This is a genomic window from Blastococcus jejuensis, assembly GCF_039534705.1.
Lineage (GTDB): Bacteria > Actinomycetota > Actinomycetes > Mycobacteriales > Geodermatophilaceae > Blastococcus_B > Blastococcus_B jejuensis.
In genome coordinates this window covers 26,135-42,370 of sequence record NZ_BAAAVV010000018.1, presented here as the reverse complement: position 1 = coordinate 42,370, position 16,236 = coordinate 26,135, and the positions used below count along the sequence as shown (strand labels likewise).

At 74.5% G+C, this 16,236-nt stretch carries 14 protein-coding genes; 6 read left to right on the top strand and 8 right to left on the bottom strand.

Annotated features, from left to right (window positions below):
• Nucleotides 1-14 precede the first annotated feature (14 nt).
• Together ABD644_RS21455 and ABD644_RS21450 are read right to left on the bottom strand one after the other, a co-directional pair.
• Entirely contained in the window at nucleotides 15-1,772 is a 1,758-nt protein-coding gene (locus tag ABD644_RS21455; protein WP_344691160.1) for an HYR domain-containing protein, read from the bottom strand.
• 41 nt (nucleotides 1,773-1,813) lie between these two features.
• A complete protein-coding gene (locus tag ABD644_RS21450; RefSeq protein ID WP_344691158.1) occupies nucleotides 1,814-3,370 on the bottom strand; it encodes a TolB-like translocation protein in 1,557 nt (518 codons plus the stop codon).
• A 318-nt stretch (nucleotides 3,371-3,688) separates the two neighbouring features.
• Between ABD644_RS21450 and ABD644_RS21445 the strand changes: the two genes are divergently transcribed.
• Nucleotides 3,689-4,588: a dioxygenase family protein gene (locus ABD644_RS21445; RefSeq protein ID WP_344691156.1), complete on the top strand. Its 900-nt coding sequence runs from the start codon at nucleotides 3,689-3,691 to the stop codon at nucleotides 4,586-4,588.
• A 10-nt stretch (nucleotides 4,589-4,598) separates the two neighbouring features.
• Here ABD644_RS21445 and ABD644_RS21440 read toward each other — a convergent pair whose 3' ends face one another.
• The 5 genes from ABD644_RS21440 to ABD644_RS21420 are packed head-to-tail and all read right to left on the bottom strand — an operon-like array spanning nucleotide 4,599 to nucleotide 10,076.
• A complete protein-coding gene (locus ABD644_RS21440) occupies nucleotides 4,599-6,707 on the bottom strand; it encodes a xanthine dehydrogenase family protein molybdopterin-binding subunit (RefSeq protein ID WP_344691154.1) in 2,109 nt (702 codons plus the stop codon).
• Nucleotides 6,704-7,699, bottom strand: coding sequence for an FAD binding domain-containing protein (locus ABD644_RS21435; protein WP_344691151.1), 996 nt, complete (start codon nucleotides 7,697-7,699; stop codon nucleotides 6,704-6,706). The genes ABD644_RS21440 and ABD644_RS21435 overlap by 4 nt, the downstream gene beginning before the upstream one ends.
• Nucleotides 7,696-8,217 (bottom strand): 2Fe-2S iron-sulfur cluster-binding protein, encoded by a 522-nt coding sequence (locus ABD644_RS21430; RefSeq protein ID WP_344691149.1) that lies wholly within the window; start codon nucleotides 8,215-8,217, stop codon nucleotides 7,696-7,698. Before ABD644_RS21430 ends, ABD644_RS21435 begins: the two co-directional genes overlap by 4 nt.
• A gap of 42 nt (nucleotides 8,218-8,259) precedes the next feature.
• Nucleotides 8,260-8,934 (bottom strand): response regulator, encoded by a 675-nt coding sequence (locus ABD644_RS21425; protein ID WP_344691147.1) that lies wholly within the window; start codon nucleotides 8,932-8,934, stop codon nucleotides 8,260-8,262.
• Nucleotides 8,931-10,076, bottom strand: a complete 1,146-nt coding sequence (locus ABD644_RS21420; RefSeq protein WP_344691145.1) for a sensor histidine kinase — start codon at nucleotides 10,074-10,076, stop codon at nucleotides 8,931-8,933. The genes ABD644_RS21425 and ABD644_RS21420 overlap by 4 nt, the downstream gene beginning before the upstream one ends.
• A gap of 171 nt (nucleotides 10,077-10,247) precedes the next feature.
• On the opposite strand from ABD644_RS21420, the gene ABD644_RS21415 reads away from it, so the two are divergent.
• The 5 genes from ABD644_RS21415 to ABD644_RS21395 all read left to right on the top strand — a co-directional run bounded on the left by ABD644_RS21415 (nucleotide 10,248) and on the right by ABD644_RS21395 (nucleotide 14,721).
• Nucleotides 10,248-10,871: a hypothetical protein gene (locus tag ABD644_RS21415; protein ID WP_344691143.1), complete on the top strand. Its 624-nt coding sequence runs from the start codon at nucleotides 10,248-10,250 to the stop codon at nucleotides 10,869-10,871.
• A gap of 45 nt (nucleotides 10,872-10,916) precedes the next feature.
• On the top strand, nucleotides 10,917-11,168 hold the full coding sequence (locus ABD644_RS21410) for a response regulator transcription factor (RefSeq protein WP_425547493.1): 252 nt from the start codon (nucleotides 10,917-10,919) through the stop codon (nucleotides 11,166-11,168).
• A 117-nt stretch (nucleotides 11,169-11,285) separates the two neighbouring features.
• On the top strand, nucleotides 11,286-11,918 hold the full coding sequence (locus ABD644_RS21405) for a hypothetical protein (protein ID WP_344691141.1): 633 nt from the start codon (nucleotides 11,286-11,288) through the stop codon (nucleotides 11,916-11,918).
• Between the two features lie 94 nt (nucleotides 11,919-12,012).
• A complete protein-coding gene (locus tag ABD644_RS21400; RefSeq protein ID WP_344691139.1) occupies nucleotides 12,013-14,079 on the top strand; it encodes a sensor histidine kinase in 2,067 nt (688 codons plus the stop codon).
• Entirely contained in the window at nucleotides 14,080-14,721 is a 642-nt protein-coding gene (locus ABD644_RS21395) for a response regulator (RefSeq protein ID WP_344691136.1), read from the top strand.
• 21 nt (nucleotides 14,722-14,742) lie between these two features.
• On the opposite strand, the gene ABD644_RS21390 is transcribed toward ABD644_RS21395, so the two are convergent.
• The gene (locus ABD644_RS21390) at nucleotides 14,743-16,011 is read right to left on the bottom strand and encodes an HYR domain-containing protein (RefSeq protein ID WP_344691134.1); all 1,269 of its coding nucleotides are present in this window, start codon (nucleotides 16,009-16,011) and stop codon (nucleotides 14,743-14,745) included.
• Nucleotides 16,012-16,236: the final 225 nt, after the last annotated feature.

Genomic DNA, 16,236 nt, shown 5'->3' with positions numbered 1-16,236 from the left:
GGCCGACCCCGTGCTCAGCAGCGGATCGACGCCCGCACGTCGCGGATGGCCGAGGAGATCGCCACGGCATCCCGGGACGGGATCAGCGACCACGTGCGCAGCAGGGTCACCAGCACGTTCAGCGTCCCCAGCGAGCCGCAGACGACGGACTTCCGCTGCCCCGTGTCGATCAGCAGCTCGATCGCCCGGTGGGCCACGAGCAGCCCCTGCCGGATCTCGAAGCGCACGTTCGCCGCACCGATCGCCTGCCCCAGACGGCCCATCGGATCGGCCGACGGCGCGGGAGCCGTCACGGTCACCGTGAACGAGCCGGTGGCGCGGTTGCCCGCGTCGTCGGTCGCCGAGCACTGCACCGTGGTCACACCGATCGGGAACGTGCCGGCCGACGGCGGGGTGCAGGCGACCAGGGGTGAGCCGTCGACCGCGTCGACGGCGCCGACGCCGTAGCTGACGGTGGCACCGGCGCTGCTCGTCGCCGCGACGGTGACCGCGGCGAGGCCGCTGAGGGTCGGAGCCGCCCGGTCCAGCCGGACGACGAGCGTCTGCGGCTCGGACACGTTCCCCGCCGGGTCGGTCGCCCGGTAGCTGATCTCGGTCAGGCCGTCGACGTCGACGAGGACCTCGGTCACGCCGTGACCGAGCACCGACTCCTCGACCACGGTCTCGGGGATCTCGACCGCACCCGTCGCACCGAAGGTGAGCGCGGCCGGCCCGGATTCGTCGAGCGCCGAGAGCCGAACGGTCGGCGGCGTGGTGTGCCAGCCCCCGGGCGCGGCGGGCGTCACGTCGACCTGCACCTGCGGGGCGGTGGTGTCCGCCGGCGTGCCACCGGCCGATGCGTAGTCGAGCGCGACGCCCTCGTAGCCCGCGGCGGGTGTGATCGTGAAGGAGAAGTCGTCGACCGCGGCCACCCCGCGGGTGCCGACGTCGTCGTAGGCCTGGGTGAACAGGTTCAGGCTGCCGGACAGGTCGTACCGCGACCCGACCACGAGTTCGGCGGCACCGGTGAACTCGAGCGGAGCCTGCCCGTCCGGGTGCAGGAGAGCCGACTCGGCAGCGCACGGCCAGGAGTCGCAGAGCAGCGTGTCGTCCTCACCCCCCGGCCGGCCGTGGTCCCGGAAGTGCTCGACGGCCACTCCGGTGTTGGTCTCGAAGTGGTGGCTCTCCCGCGCCTGCGCCTCGACGTAGCCCTGCGGGTACCAGGGAAGCTGCTGCGGGCCGCCGTAGAGGTAGTGCTCGTCGTCGGCACCGAAGCTCAACGGCTGGTCGCAGGAGCGGCCCTCCTCCACCTCCGTGCAGTCGTCGAGCGAGGTGATCGAGGCGCCGGCGCTGTACCGGGCGCGGACCTGGAAGGCGCCGTCCCCGTCCCACACCTCGGTGAGCTCGACGTCGAGGTGCACGGTGACCTCGACCGGGACCCGGTCGCCCGCAGCGAGCCCGCTGGTGCCCGGGCCGACGACCAGCCGGTCGGAGAAGTCGCCGCTGACACCGCAGTCCTCCCCCGTCGTCGCGGCCGCCTCCGGGTAGACGGACTCCGAGACGGCGCTGATGCGCCGGCTCTGGGGGGAGACGGCGATGTCGTTGCGCTCGCCGTCGAAGCCGATGCCCGCCGGGTCGGCGCTGGACTCCTGCCCCTGATCCGGGTGCAGGGTGCAGCCGACGTTGTAGCCGCTGTCCGGCGAGTCCGCGGCCGCAGCGACGGTCGGTGACAGGACCGACCCGACGACGGCGGCGAGCAGGGCCGCGGCGAGGGGACTGGTGGATCGCTTCACGGGTCTGTGCTCCTCTTCGGTGGGATGTCGCCGGGGTGGGGTCAGCGGCAGGCGAGGACGGCCCGGATGCGGGTGGCGTCGGCGATGAACTCGGCCGCGAGATCGGCCGGGATGCGCTTGCCGGACTGCGCGCGGACCTCGTTGACGAACGCCCGGAGCGGCTCGCACGCCAGGGGCAGCGCGCGGTCGGGCAGCCAGGCGACCGCGGCCCGGATCTTGGCCTCCAGGCTGCGCCCGGGGCCCAGCCCCGCGACGGCCACGAGCAGGTCGGCCAGCTGCTCGCGCGCCCCGCGGACGGTGACGCCGAAGGCCCCCGCGGCGGTCGCCCCGTGGCCGTCCACCGCGGTGCACTGCACCGACGTCGTCCCGATGGGGAACGTCGTCCCGGACGCCGGCACGCAGGTGACCGTCGCCCCCTCCGATCCGGTCACCACGTAGGTCACCGCGGCGCCGTCCGGTCCGGTCGCGTCGACCGTGATGTCGGCCGGCAGCGTCAGCGCCGGCGGTTCGCTCGAGCCGTCGTCGAGCTGGGCACGCGCGGCGTGGATGTCGTTGTCCCCGAAAGCGAGCCCGTCGGACTGCGCCCACGCCACGTACAGCTCGCCCGACGGCGACAGCGAGATCGCGTTGAGCGTCTCGTCCTCCGCCGTCTCGGTCACCCGAAGCAGTTCGCGGGTGGCGGTCCGGTACAGGTAGAGATCGGCGTTCGTCGAGCCGGGCAGCTCGCGCTCGAAGAGGATCGAGCCGCCGGAGATGTTCGGGTGGGTCTCGATGCTGCCAGGTGCGTCGGGGAGGACGAGCTGGCGCTCGGACGTCCCGTCGACGTTCTCGAACCAGACGTCGAAGTCGCCCGCGGCGTTCGACGCGTAGGTGACGACGGTCCCGTCGGTGTCCGGCAGGAACTCCTCGCCCGTCGAGTCGGTCAGCTGGACCGGCACGCCCCAGGTGCCGTCCGCTCGCCGCTGGACGACGTAGATGTCGCAGCCGGTCCCCGTCGGATCGCACTTCGCCCACGTGACCGTCGACCCGTCCGGGCTGACGGCCGGATCGCGGTTGAACATCGTCGAGTCGGAGGTCAGGCAGACCGCCGGCGCGGCCAGGTCGGTGACGTCGGCGACGCACACCTCGGTGTGGACGGACGAGGAATCCACGAACTGCATGAAGGCGACCGTCGTCCCGCCGATCGACGGGAAGGTCCGGCGCTCGCCACTGGCCGGCGCCACCTCCTGGGCACCGGCGTCGGGCGTGGTCACGTCGAAGACCAGGATCGGCCTGGTGGCACTGTTGGCGTCGGTGTAGATCCGGCGGAACACGATGAGGTCGCCCGACACGTCGGGCAGCGAGTCGCGGTGGCCGGCATCGGGGATCGCCCCGGCGGACCCGTCGGCCAGGTCGAGGTACCGGATCTCCGAGGACGACGAGTCGCTCGCGGTGAACACCAGCAGGCCGCCGTCGAGGTGCGGGTCGGTCTGGTTACCCGCACCGGTGCCGCCGGGGACGGCGACCGGCTCGGTGGCGAGCGCCTCCACCGACGTCGGGGACTCGGCCCCGGCCACCCCGACCGGCATCGCGAGGCCGATCACCACCGCGGCCGACACGGCTACGGCCCATCGTCTGCCTGTGCTGCTGGTCCGCTCCACGAGTCCCGCTCCTCTCGCTCCCGACGCTGCCGGGCGATGCTCCCGAGGGGCACAGGACCGGCACATGGTGCGGACGTCCCATCCGCGCTCCCAAACCGCTCGGCGGGCGTCCGGGGGCCAGCGTCGGGTGCGCAGGCCGCCGGGCGCATCGGCCGAGGGGCTGATCTCCGGGGGCCGCGAGGCGGAGCCCGATCCTCCCGAGGGCGGATGCCGGTGGAATGTTTGAAACTTCAACTTCCTTGTGTACGGTGACCGCACCGCACCCCAGGAGCTCCCATGACCACCGCGCCGAGCACCACCGCCGTCGCCGACGCCCGCATCCCCGCGCAACACCCGTTCGCCGCGCACCTGCGTCGCGCGGCCGCCGTGGAGGAGGCGGCGCCGCACGCGCTCTGGACGCCGGAGGACGGCCCGCTGCCCAGCCTCTACGTCAGCCACGGCGCGCCGATGCTGTTCGAGATGGCCGGCTGGATGACCCAGCTGCACGACTGGGCCCGGGCCCTGCCCCGGCCGCGGGCGATCCTCATCGTCTCCGCGCACTGGGAGTCCGCGCCGCTGGCCCTCTCCAGCACGCGGCCGACCGAGCTGGTCTACGACTTCGGCGGCTTCGACCCGCTCTACTACTCGATGCGCTACGACACCCCCGACGCCACGGAGCTCGCCCGGCAGGTCGCCGCGCTGATGCCCGACGGCGAGCCGGTGCACGAGCACGCGAGCCGCGGCCTCGACCACGGCGCGTGGGTGCCGCTGAAGATCATGTACCCCGACGCCGGCATCCCGGTGCTCCAGCTGTCCATGCCGACCCACGACGCCACCCGGCTGCTGAGCCTCGGCGAGCGGCTGCGGACCCTGCGCGAGTCCGGCGTCCTGGTCATCGGCTCGGGCTACATGACCCACGGCCTGCCGTTCATCGACTGGAACAACCTGGACCGGGTGCCCGGCTGGTCGTCGCAGTTCGACGCGTGGGCCGCCGACGCGCTCGCCCGCGGCGACGTCGACGAGTTGGCCGGCTTCCGCGCGAACGCGCCCGGCATGCCGTACGCGCACCCCACGGTGGAGCACTTCACGCCGCTGTTCGTCACCCTCGGCGCGGCCACCGACCCGGAGGCGCCGGTCACCACCGCGATCGACGGCTACGCCCTCGGCCTGGCCAAGCGGTCCTTCCAGGCGGCCTGAGGCACCCGGCTCAGGCCGGTCGCAGCTCCCGGAAGTACTTGTCCGGGGTGATCGGCAGGTCACGGACCCGCAGCCCCGTCGCGTGCCAGTAGGCGTTCGCGACGGCGGCGGCGGCGCCGGTGATGCCGATCTCGCCGATGCCCTTCACGCCCAGCTCGTTGACCAGGGTGTCGTCCTCGTCGATCCAGGCGATGTCGATCTCCCCGACGTCGGCGTTGGTGGCGACGTGGTACTCGGCGAGGTCGTGGTTGACGTAGTGGCCCAGCCGCTCGTCGGTGACCGTCTCCTCGTGCAGGGCCATCGACAGCCCCATCGTGAACCCGCCGAGGAACTGGGAGCGGGCCGTGCGGGCGTTCACGATCCGCCCGGCCGCGTAGACGCTGGTGGCCCGCGGGACCCGCACCTCGCCGGTGTCCCGGTCGACCCGCACCTCCACGAAGTGGGCGCCGAACGAGTGCATCGAGTGCGTCTCCGCGTGCGGGGAGGCGCCGTCGACCCCGCCGTCGACGGTCAGGCCGCCCGCCGGCACCTGTCCGCCGTGCTCCTCGTCGAGCCGGCGCTGCAGGTCGCGGGCGGTGAGCACGATCGCCGATCCCCAGGACGCCAGCCCGGTGGACCCGCCGGCCCCGCCGGCGAACGGCAGCCGGCTGTCGCCGATCCGGAGCTCGACGTCGTCCAGCCCCACCCGCAGCGCGTCGGCGGCGATCTGCGACAGCGCCGTCCAGGCGCCGGTGCCGATGTCGGACGCGTCGATCTCGACGACGTACCGGCCGTCGCCCGACGCGGCGATCCGGCACTCCGCCTTGCGGCGGCGCGCCGGGTACGTGGCGGCCGCGACCCCGGTGCCGACCAGCCACCGCCCCTCGGTGCGCTGCCGGGGACGGTGGTCGCGCCCGGCCCAGCCGAACCGCTCGGCCCCGGTGCGCAAGCACTGCACCAGGTTGCGGCTCGACCACGGCACGTCCCGCTCGGGGTCGCGATCGGGCTCGTTGCGGATCCTCAGCTCCACGGGGTCGAGGCCCAGCTCGGCGGCGAGCTCGTCCATCGCCGACTCGAGGGCGAACATGCCCGGCGTCTCCCCCGGCGCGCGCATGATCGTCGGCGGCGGCACGTCGAGGCGGGCCAACCGGTGCGTCGTCCGCCGGTGCGGCGCCGCGTACAGGACCCGGGTCGGCGTCGCGGTCTGCTCGGCGAACTCGCTGATCCGCGACGTGTGCTCCACGACCTCGTGGCTGATGGCGGCCAGCCGGCCCTCGGCGTCGGCGCCGAGCCGGACGCGCTGGATGGTCGGCGTCCGGTGGCCGACGAGGGTGAACATCTGCGGCCGGGTGAGTTCGTAGACGACCGCCCGGTCGACCGCCTTCGCCGCCAGGGCGGCCATGATCTGGTTCGGGTGCGGGAACGCCTTCGACCCGAACGCCCCGCCGACGTACGGCGAGATGACGCGCACCTGGCCCGGGTCGAGGCCGAACGCCTGCGCCAGCCCACGGACGATCGTGTGCGGCCCCTGGTTGGCGTCCCAGACCGTGAGCGAGTCGCCGTCCCAGCGGGCGATCGTCGTGTGCGTCTCGATGGGGTTGTTGTGCTGGGTGGGCGTCTCGTAGGTGGCGTCCACGGTCACGGCCGCGGCGGCGAGCGCGCCGTCGACGTCGCCGATCACCGAGTCGGTCGCGAAGCCGGCCATGAGCTGTTCCGGCGCGTAGAGGTCGTCACGGTCGACGCCCAGCGCGACGTCGGGGTCCTCGGCGGCGTACTCCACCCGCACCCGCGCGACGGCGTCCCTGGCGATCTCCGACGTCTCGGCGACGACGGCGGCGACGATCTGCCCCCGGTAGTGCACGTCGAGGGACTGGAGCACCGCGAGGTCGGGCTCCAGGTCGTCCGCCAGCCGCGGCGCGTTGGCGGGGGTGAGCACGGCCAGGACACCGGGCATCCCCTCCGCCTCCGCCGGGTCGAGGGCGCTCACCCGCCCCCGCGCGACGGTGCTCAGGACGACGGCGACGTGCGCGAACCGCTCCCCCGGGTCGTGCTCGAACGCGTAGGGCGCCGTGCCGCGGACCTTCGCCGGGCCGTCGATGCGCGGGACGGCGGCGCCGATCAGCCGCTCGGTGGTCGTCATCGGGAGGCCTCCACCAGATCCAGCAGCGTGCGGACGACGAGGTTGCGGGCCAGCGGCACCTTGAACTCGTTGTCCCGCAGCGGGGTGGCCGCGGCGAGTTCGGCGTCGGCGGCGGCCGTGAACGCCTCTTCGGTGGTCGGCCGCCCCCGGAGTGCCTGCTCGGCCGCGGTCGCCCGCCAGGGCCGGTGCGCCACCCCGCCGAGCGCGAGCCGCACGTCGGCGACGACGCCGTCCTCGACCCGCAGCGCGGCGGCGACGCTCACCAGCGCGAACGCGTAGGAGGCCCGGTCCCGGGCCTTGCGGTACCGCGACGCGAGGTCCAGCGGCGGCAGGTCGACCGCGGTGATCAGCTCGCCGTGCCGCAGGCTGGTGTCCCGCGACGGGTCCTCGCCGGGGAGCCGGTGCAGCTCGGCGAGCGGCACCCGCCGCTCGCCGCCGGGACCGAGCACCAGGACGACGGCGTCGAGCGCGAGCAGCGCGACGGCCATGTCGGAGGGGTGCGTGGCCACGCACGTGCCCGGCCCGTCGAGGGTCTGCCCGAGGACGGCGTGGTTGCGGTGCACCCCCTCGAGCGCGCCGCAGCCGCTGCCCGGCGTCCGCTTGTTGCAGGGCGTGGTGACGTCGGTGAAGTAGCCGCAGCGGGTGCGCTGCAGCAGGTTCCCGCCGGTGGTCGCGCGGTTGCGCAGCTGGCCGGAGGCGCCGGCCAGCAGCGCCTGCGCCAGCACCGGGTACCGCTCGCGCACCCGCCGGTCGGCGGCCAGGTCGGCGTTCGGGACGGCGGCGCCGATCCGCAGGCCCCCGTCGGGCAGGTCGTCCACCTCGGTGGAGGTGAGCCGGCGGACGTCGACGAGCAGGTCGGGGGTGGCGACGCCGAGCTTCATCAGGTCGACGAGGTTGGTGCCGCCGGCGAGGAAGGCACCCCCGGGTGCAGCCGCCAGCAGCGCCACGGCCGCGGCCGGGTCGGCCGCGCGCTCGTACCGGAACTCCCTCACCGCCGGACCCCCTCGGCCTCGGCGACCGCGGCGACCGCCGGGACGATGTGCGCGTACGCCGCGCACCGGCAGAGGTTGCCGCTCATCCGCTCCCGGATCTCGGCGTCGGTCAGGTTGGGCGCTTCGGTGACGTCCGCCGTGACCGCGCTGGGCCACCCGGCGCGCGCCTCGGCGATCATCCCGGCGGCCGAGCAGATCTGGCCCGGCGTGCAGTAGCCGCACTGGAAGGCGTCCCGGTCGACGAAGGACCGGTGCAGCGCGTGCGGTTCGCCGTCGACGGCCAGCCCGTCGGAGGTGGTCACCTCGGACTCCCCGACGGTGACCGCCAGCACCAGGCAGCTGTTGACCCGGCGGCCGTCGAGCAGCACCGTGCACGCGCCGCACTGGCCGTGGTCGCAGCCCTTCTTCGGGCTGGTGATGCGCAGGCGTTCCCGCAGGGCGTCGAGCAGGGTGGTGCGGACGTCGACGGTCAGCTCGTGCGCCGCGCCGTCGACCCGCAGGGTGATCTCGGAGTCCACTCCCGCGATCCTGCCCCGCCCACGGCCGCAGGACGAACCGGATCAGTGGTCGAGCGGGACCAGGCCCGCGCGGAAGGCGACGATCACCGCCTGGACCCGGTCGCGGACGCCGAGCTTGGTGAGCACGCGCGCCACGTGGGTCTTGACCGTGGCCTCGCCGACGAACAGCCGCTGCGCGATCTCGGCGTTGGACAGGCCCTCGGCGAGCAGGGTCAGCACCTCGCGCTCGCGCGCGGTCAGCTCCGCCAGGCCGTCCGGCGCCGGCCCCGGCCCGGCCGCGGCGGGGAGCCGTCGGGTGAACGCCGTGATCAGCCGGCGGGTGACCGACGGAGCGAGCAGAGCCTCCCCCGCGGCCGCGACCCGGATCGCGTGCGCCAACTGGTCCGCGGGCACGTCCTTGAGCAGGAAGCCGCTGGCGCCGGCACGCAGGGCCTCGTAGACGTGCTCGTCGACGTCGAAGGTGGTGAGGACGACGACCTTGCAGCCGGCCGGCTGGTCTCCGCCGAGCAGCTCCCGGGTGGCCGCGAGACCGTCGAGGCCAGGCATCCGGATGTCCATCAGGACGACGTCCGGCCGGAACCGCCGCGCCGCGGCGACGCCGGACGCGCCGTCGCCGGCGGTGGCGACGACGGTGAGGTCCGGCTCGGACTCGAGGATCAGCCGCAGGCCGGTGCGCACCAGCTCCTCGTCGTCGACGATCAGCACCCGGATGCTCACGCCGGCCTCCCGTCCACGGCGAGCCGGGCGTGCACGCGGAAGCCGCCACCGGGCAGGACGCCTGCCTCGACGGAGCCGCCGTAGAGCGCCGCCCGCTCGCGCATGCCCACGAGGCCGTGCCCGCGACCGGGGGCGGCGCCCGTACCCGGTCCGTCGTCGCAGACCTCGATGTCGACGGCCCCGCAGCGGGCGCGGACCACGACGCGGGCGGTGGCGGGGCCGGCGTGCTTGAGCACGTTGGTCAGCGCCTCCTGCACGATCCGGTAGGCGGCCAGCTCGACACCCGAGGGCAGCGAGTCGACGTCCCCGTCGACGGTGAGCTCCACCGGCACCCCGGCGGCGCGGACCCGTTCGACGAGCTCGTCGAGCCCGTCCAGCGAGGGCTGCGGCGCCACGGTCCCGTCCGACGCCCCGGTCAGCAGCCCCAGCAGCCGGCGCATCTCGGCCAGCCCCTGCCGCCCGGCCGTCTCGATCGACTGCAGCGCGCCGCGCGCGAGGTCCGGGCGTGCGTCGAGCGAGCGCTGGCCGGCCTGCGACTGGATGACGATCACGCCCATGCTGTGCGCGACGAGGTCGTGCAGCTCGCGCGCGATCCGGGCCCGCTCGTCGGCCACCGCCGCGGCCGCCTGCTCGGCGCTGTCCCGCTCGGCCACGGCGGCGCGTTCCTGCAGCTGCTCGGTCTCGTGCCGCCGGTGCCGGATCCACCGCCCGAGCCCCCAGGTGCCGGCGAGCACGAACCACGCCGGGATCACCTCGTCGACCGGGTCGCCGGCAGCCAGCTTCGGGATGTCGACGGCCAGGGTCAGAGCGGCGACCCCGGCCGCACCCAGGAGGGCCTCGCGGATCCCCGCGTGCGCGGCGACGGCGTAGAGACCCAGGAGGACGGCGAACCACGGCTGGAACACCCCGCCACCGAGCTGGAACTGCACCCAGGTCGCGCCGAGGACCAGCAGCAGCACGGGCAGCGGCGACGCCCGGCGGACGAACAGCGGGACCGTGGCCGCCGCCAGCAGCAGCGCGTGGACCGCGCGGTCCTCGGCCGGCGGGCCGGTCCCCGCCGCCCACACCGACACCTGACCGGACACGACCAGCGCCGTGACCACGGCCGCGTCCGCGGTCCGCGCGATCCGGGGCCAGTCCATGTGCGCACGCTAGTGAGCCGAACGGGTTCCGGGAGTCCTCCGGACGGCGGATCCCGGGGCCCGGTGTCCACCGCCCGGGGGACGCCGGAATCGCCTCGGAGCCGGACGACGCGAGGGCTGCCACCGACCAGGGTTCCTCGTCGACGACCACCCCCAGCCGAGGAGCCCGCCATGACCGCACCCACCGCCGATCGCCGGACCGGAGGGGCCGCCGTCGCCGGCGGCCTGCTGCTCGCCGCCTCCGTCGCCGCCGAACTGGTCCACCCGGTCCAGGAATCCGACGGCGCGGTCCTCTCCCCGGCCCTCTACGCCGGGTACGTCACCGCGTGGACGCTCGGCGCCGGCGCGCTGCTCGTGGCGCTGCTCGGGCTGGGCGCCTCCGTGCAGCCCCGGGCCGGCCGCCTCGGCCGGGGGATCGCGGTCGCCGGGGCGGCCCTGCTGGCGGCCTTCGGCGCGGTCGGGCTGGTCACCGGGGTGTCCGCCGGCGCGCCCGCGGAGTGGTCGTTCCTGCTGTTCGCGGTCGGGCTGCTGCTGTTCCTCGTCGCGGCGGTACCGCTGGCGCTGGGCCTGCGCCGTGCGGGCCGTCCGGCGCTCGCCTGGGTCGCCGTCCTGATCGCGGGAGCCGGGGTCGTGATCGCCCTCGGCGTCGAGGCGGACCCCTGGCACGACCTCGGCCTGTTCGTCTTCGCCGGCGCCTGGGTCGTCCTGGGTGCCGGTCTCCTGCGGCGCACGCGCCGGCCGGAAGCAATGGCGACTCCGGTGGCGACGGGAGGAGTTCCCGGCGGGGTCGGGTGACCTCGCCCTGGTCGTCGGGACAGCCGGGACGGGACCGTCGGGGCCATGCCGACGAACGCGCTGCGCGCCGTGCCGTCCCGGGCCGCCCGGCCGGCGCCGGTCGAGGAGCTCACCGCCCGGGAGCGCGAGGTCCTGGGCCTGATGGCCGAGGGGTTGTCGAACAGCGAGATCGCCGGCCGCCTGTTCGTCTCGCGCGCGACGGTGAAGTGCCACGTCGCCCGCGTGCTGCTGAAGCTGGGCGTCCGGGACCGCGTGCAGGCGGTCGTCATCGCGTTCCGGTCCGGTCTCGCCCGCTGAGCGCGCCCGGGCGGACAGAACTCCCGGTCGGCTCGTGAACGCTCTCCCTGGTCCCCGGGAGTTCCCGCGCCGGACCGTCGTCGTCGACAGCGACACCTTCCGACGAGAGGACCTCCCATGTCGACGACAACCGTCTCCCGCGCCGCCACGACCGGAATGGTCGGCGGCATCCTGTACGCCCTGTTCCCCCTCGCGTGGCAGTTCGCCAACGTGACCGACGTCGAGTTCGGCACGCTCACCTTCGTCGCGGTCGCCGCCTCGTACTGGCTGTTGGCCGTGATCGCCCCGGCTCTGATCGTCGGCGGCCTGGTGGCGCTGCGCCGAGCCCTCGGCCCGGCCGCCGGGCGGGTCGGCACCATCGGGATCGTCGTCTCGGCCGTCGGCCTGGGCGCGATGTCCCTCGGCGTCGGCATCGAGGTCGCGTCCATCAGCTTCGGCGGCGGCGAGGTCACTCTCGGGCACGCGCTGCTGCTGATCGGCTTCCTGGTGCACATCGTCGGCAGCATCGCCGTCGGGATCGTCGTGTTCCGCCGTCGCCGCGACCCGATGTCCCGGGCCGCCGGGCTGCTGCTGGCTCTCGCCCTCCCCGTCGGCATCGGGATCGGCCTGCTGGGCTCGGCCCTCGACCCGGAGAACGACACGTGGTTCTGGGCCACGATCGCGGTGCCCACCGGGATCGCCTGGCTGCTGCTGGGCCGCTCGCTGCGGTCCCTGCGCACGCACTCGCGGGAACTGGTTCCCGCGTCCTGACCGCTCCGGAGGGCCGCGCGCACGGCGCGGCCCTCCGTTGACGCACGGAACCGGAACGCGCATCGTGCCCACGCCCGACCGAGGAGGTGATCAGGTGACGACCGAGACGGCGCCGGCGGCCGTGGCACCGGAACCGCCTGCCGCATCGCCGCAGCGACCCGGCGTCGCCGTGCGGCTGTTCGCGTGGGCAGTGGTGCCGGTGTACGTCGCGGGGATCACCTGCTACCTGCTGCTGGCCGCGCGACTCGGGGACGCCGGCCTGGACGGCGCGGAGGGCGTCCCCCTCGTCGTCGGCTTCTTCGTGTTCGCCGCGATGGGCGCCCTGCTGGTGGCCAGGCGACCGCGCAATCCCGTCGGCTGGCTGATGGCCGGCAGCGCCCTCCTGCTCGCCGTGGCGCCCGCGGGCGACACCTACGCCGCCTGGGTCATGACCACCCGCGGCAGCCCGGACGCCCTCGCCGTCGTCGGTGGATGGCTGCAGAGCTGGTACTGGTTCGTGCTGCTCGGCGTGGTCTTCGTGTACCTGCCGCTGCTCTTCCCCGACGGCCGGCTGCCCTCCCGGCGCTGGCGACCGGTGGCCGTGCTGGCCGCGCTCGTCCTCGCCGTCGTCTCCGCGCTGGGCATGCTGCAGGAGACCTACAGCGGGCAGGACGTCGACTACCGCATCGACAACCCCATCGGGATCGACGGGCTCGCACCGGTCGAGGAGCTCCCGGTGTTCGCCGTGCTCGGGATCGCGCTGGCGGTGTGCGTCGTCGCGGCCGTCGCCGCCGTCGTCGTCCGGTTCCGCCGCTCCCGCGGCCCGGAACGGCAGCAGATGAAGTGGTTCGTCTTCGCCGTGGCCCCGGCCGTGTTCGCCCCGCTCGACTCGGTGGCCCCGCTGCTGAGCAGCGTCGTCTTCTTCTGGTTGCTGATCGCACTGCCGATCGCCGTCGCCGTGGCCGTGCTGCGCTACCGGCTCGACGGCATCGACGTGGTCATCAACCGCACGCTCGTCTACGGGGTGCTCACCGCGCTCGTCGTCGGCGTGTACGTGCTGGTCGTCGGCTATCTCGGCGCCGCCCTGCGGCGGGAGGACGACCTGACGATCTCCCTGGTGGCCACCGGGATCGTGGCCGTGCTGTTCGCACCCGCCCGGGCGCGGGTGCAGCGGGCGGTCGACCGGCTGCTGTACGGACGGCGGAACGAGCCGTACGCCGCGCTGGCCCAGCTCGGCGAGCGGCTCGAGGGCACGCTCGCGCCGGACGCGGTTCTGCCGGCGATCGTGTCAGCGGTGCGCGAGACGCTCCGGCTGCCCTACGTCGCCGTCCGACTGGCCGACGACGCCCCGCCGGTGGCCGCCGGGGAGCCCGTGCCCGCGACCGAGACGCTGCCACTGACGCATCACGGCGTGCCGGTCGGCTCGCTGGTGCTGGGCCTGCGGCCGGGCGAGTCCGGCTTCTCCCCCGCCGACCGCCGGCTGCTGACCGATCTCGCCCGGCAGGCCGGTGTGGCCGTCTCGGCGGTCCGGCTCACCGCCGACCTGCAGCGATCGCGGGAGCGACTGGTGACCGCGCGGGAGGAGGAGCGCCGCCGGCTGCGACGCGACCTGCACGACGGGCTCGGCGCCCAGTTGGCCGGGCTGACCGTGCAGACCGGCGTCCTGCGCACGCTCATCGGCCGCGACCCGGCGGCGGCCGAGGAACTCGCCGGCGAGCTGCGCGGTGAGCTGCGGACGGCGATCGCGGACATCCGCCGGTTGGTGCACGGTCTGCGGCCCCCCGCGCTCGACGAGCTCGGCCTGGTCGGCGCGCTGCAGCGCCTGGCCGAACGCTGCGGAACCGACGGCGGGCTCCGGGTCGAGGTCGACGTACCGGGTCCGCTGCCCGCGCTGCCGGCTGCCGTCGAGGTCGCCGCGTACCGGATCGTGCAGGAGGCGCTCACCAACGTGGTCCGGCACGCCTCCGCGCGGCACTCCTGCGTGCGGCTGACCGTCGAGGCGACCTGGCTGGTGGTGGAGGTGACCGACGACGGGGTGGGGCTCGCGGCCACGGCACCGGCCGGCGTGGGACTGTCCTCGATGCGGGAGCGGGCGGCCGAGATGGGCGGCTCGTGCGAGGTGACGACGGTGGCCGACGGCGGTACGCGGGTGCTGGCCCGGCTGCCGATGGGAGGGGGCTGAGTGGAGCCGCTGCGCGTGCTCGTCGTCGAGGACCACCCGCTGTTCCGCAAGGGCGTCGTGGCGCTGCTCGGGTCCGTGGCGGAGTTCTCCGTCGCCGGGGTGGCCGCCTCCGGTGAGGAGGCGATCGCGCGGGCTGCGGAGCTGCGGCCCGACGTCGTCCTGATGGACCTGCAGCTGCCCGGCATCAGCGGCATCGAGGCCACGCGGACGATCGTGACCGCCGACCCCGACGTGCGGGTGCTCGTGCTGAGCCTGTTCGAGGACGACGACTCGGTGTTCCTCGCGCTGCGGGCCGGCGCCCGCGGCTACGTGCTCAAGGACGCCGACGAGGACGAGCTGACCGGCGCGGTGCGGGCCGTGGCGCGGGGCGAGGCGATCTTCAGCCGGGCGGTCGCCGGCCGGGTGCTCGCCTTCTTCGCCGCACCGCGGCCGGAACCCGAGGCGTTCCCGGAGCTGACCGCCCGCGAGCGCGAGATCCTGTCGCTCATCGCGGCCGGTCATCCCAACCCGTCGATCGCCCGGAAGCTGTTCCTGAGCCCGAAGACGGTGGCCAACTACGTCTCGGCGATCTTCGCGAAGCTGCAGGTGGCCGACCGCGCGGAGGCGATGATCCGCGCCCGCGAGGCCGGCCTGGGCACCTGAGCGGAGCCGGACGTCCCGGGGTCAGCAGCCGTACGTGCTGCGTGCCTCCGCGATCAGCGCCCGCATCGTGGCCGCGTCCGCGGCGGGAATGACCCGGCTGCTGGCCCGGATTGCCACGTCCAGGACCTGCAGCAGCCCGCACCCCGTGCGCGTCCGCCCGGCGTCGAGCTGAACGTCGGCGGCGCGATGGCCGAGGAGCAACGCGGCCCGGGTGACGGGGTTGACGTTGGTCGCCCGGATCGCGTCACGGAGCCGGTCCATCACGTCACGCGTCTCCACGACCGTCACGACGAAGGGGGCGGACGACGTGTTGCCGAAGGCGTCGGTCGCCGTGCAGGTCACGGTCGTGGGCCCGATCGGGAAGACGGCTCCCGACGCCGGGTTGCAGCTGACTGCCGGGGTGGGGTCCGCGCTGTCGGTCGCGGTCGCGGACCAGGTGACCGTCGCGGTGCCGCCCGGGCCGGCCGGCGCCTGGAGGTCCGGAAGCTGTGCCAGCACCGGCGCGGTCGTGTCGACCACGGTCACCCTGAACGAACCACTGGTGGTCGCATCGTCGTCGTCCGTCGCCGTGCACTGCACGGTGGTGACGCCGATCGGGAACGTGCTTCCCGGCGGCGGCTCGCACGAGACCTGTGCGCCGGTGTCGTCGGTGGCTGTGGGCGTGAAGTCCACCGCCGTGCCGCCGGGACCGGTGGCCTCGACGGTGAGGTCCGCCGGCAGCTCCAGCACCGGCGGCGTGTTGACCCGCTCGAGGTAGGTCACCGTCGCTCGGTAGTCGAGGCCACCCCAGGCGCCCATGTTCCGCACGCTGAACTCCAGAAGGTTGTCGCCCTCCTGGGGAATGCCGCTGAAGCATTCGGCCGGGTCCTGGAAGTTCGCCTGGATCGGCTGTTCGATCTGGGCACCGATCAGCGTGCCGTTGAGGAAGACATAGGCGGCGTTGTCGGCGTGCACGCACACCGTCATGTCAGTGGCCGTCGCGCCGGTGGGCAGGGTGAACGACCGCCGGAACAGCGTGGTCGCCGCCTGGCGGTCGAGCCCCGCGCTGGCGTCGCTGATCCACCCGGAGCCGGGGAACACGTCGTAGAGGACGTGCGGCGGCACGACGACGGCGGGTTGCCACGTCTCCCCCGAGTCGAGGCTCATGTGAGTGTGCGGGTCCGACGACGCGACCGGGGCACCGCCGCTGACCAGCTCGACGGTCGTCGGGGTGGCGGCGGCGGCCGGGAAGGCCGGCGCCACGGCGGCCAGCGTTAGTCCGGCGGCGGTCACGAGTGCCCATCGCTTCACGGGGATCATCTCCTGGGGAGTCAAGACGTCCGGCGCGGGCCACGCGCCGACGTGTGCAGAGTGCTGGGGTGACACCGCCGCCCGCGTCCGCCGTGCGGACCATTCGGGTCATCCGCGAGGACGACCCCGATCCGACCCAGCTGAGCTGTCGGATCACACGACGCGGGCGGGGACGTCCAGCGGCCTGGGGGGGCGCCCGGGCAGCGCGCCGCCTGTCGACACGTG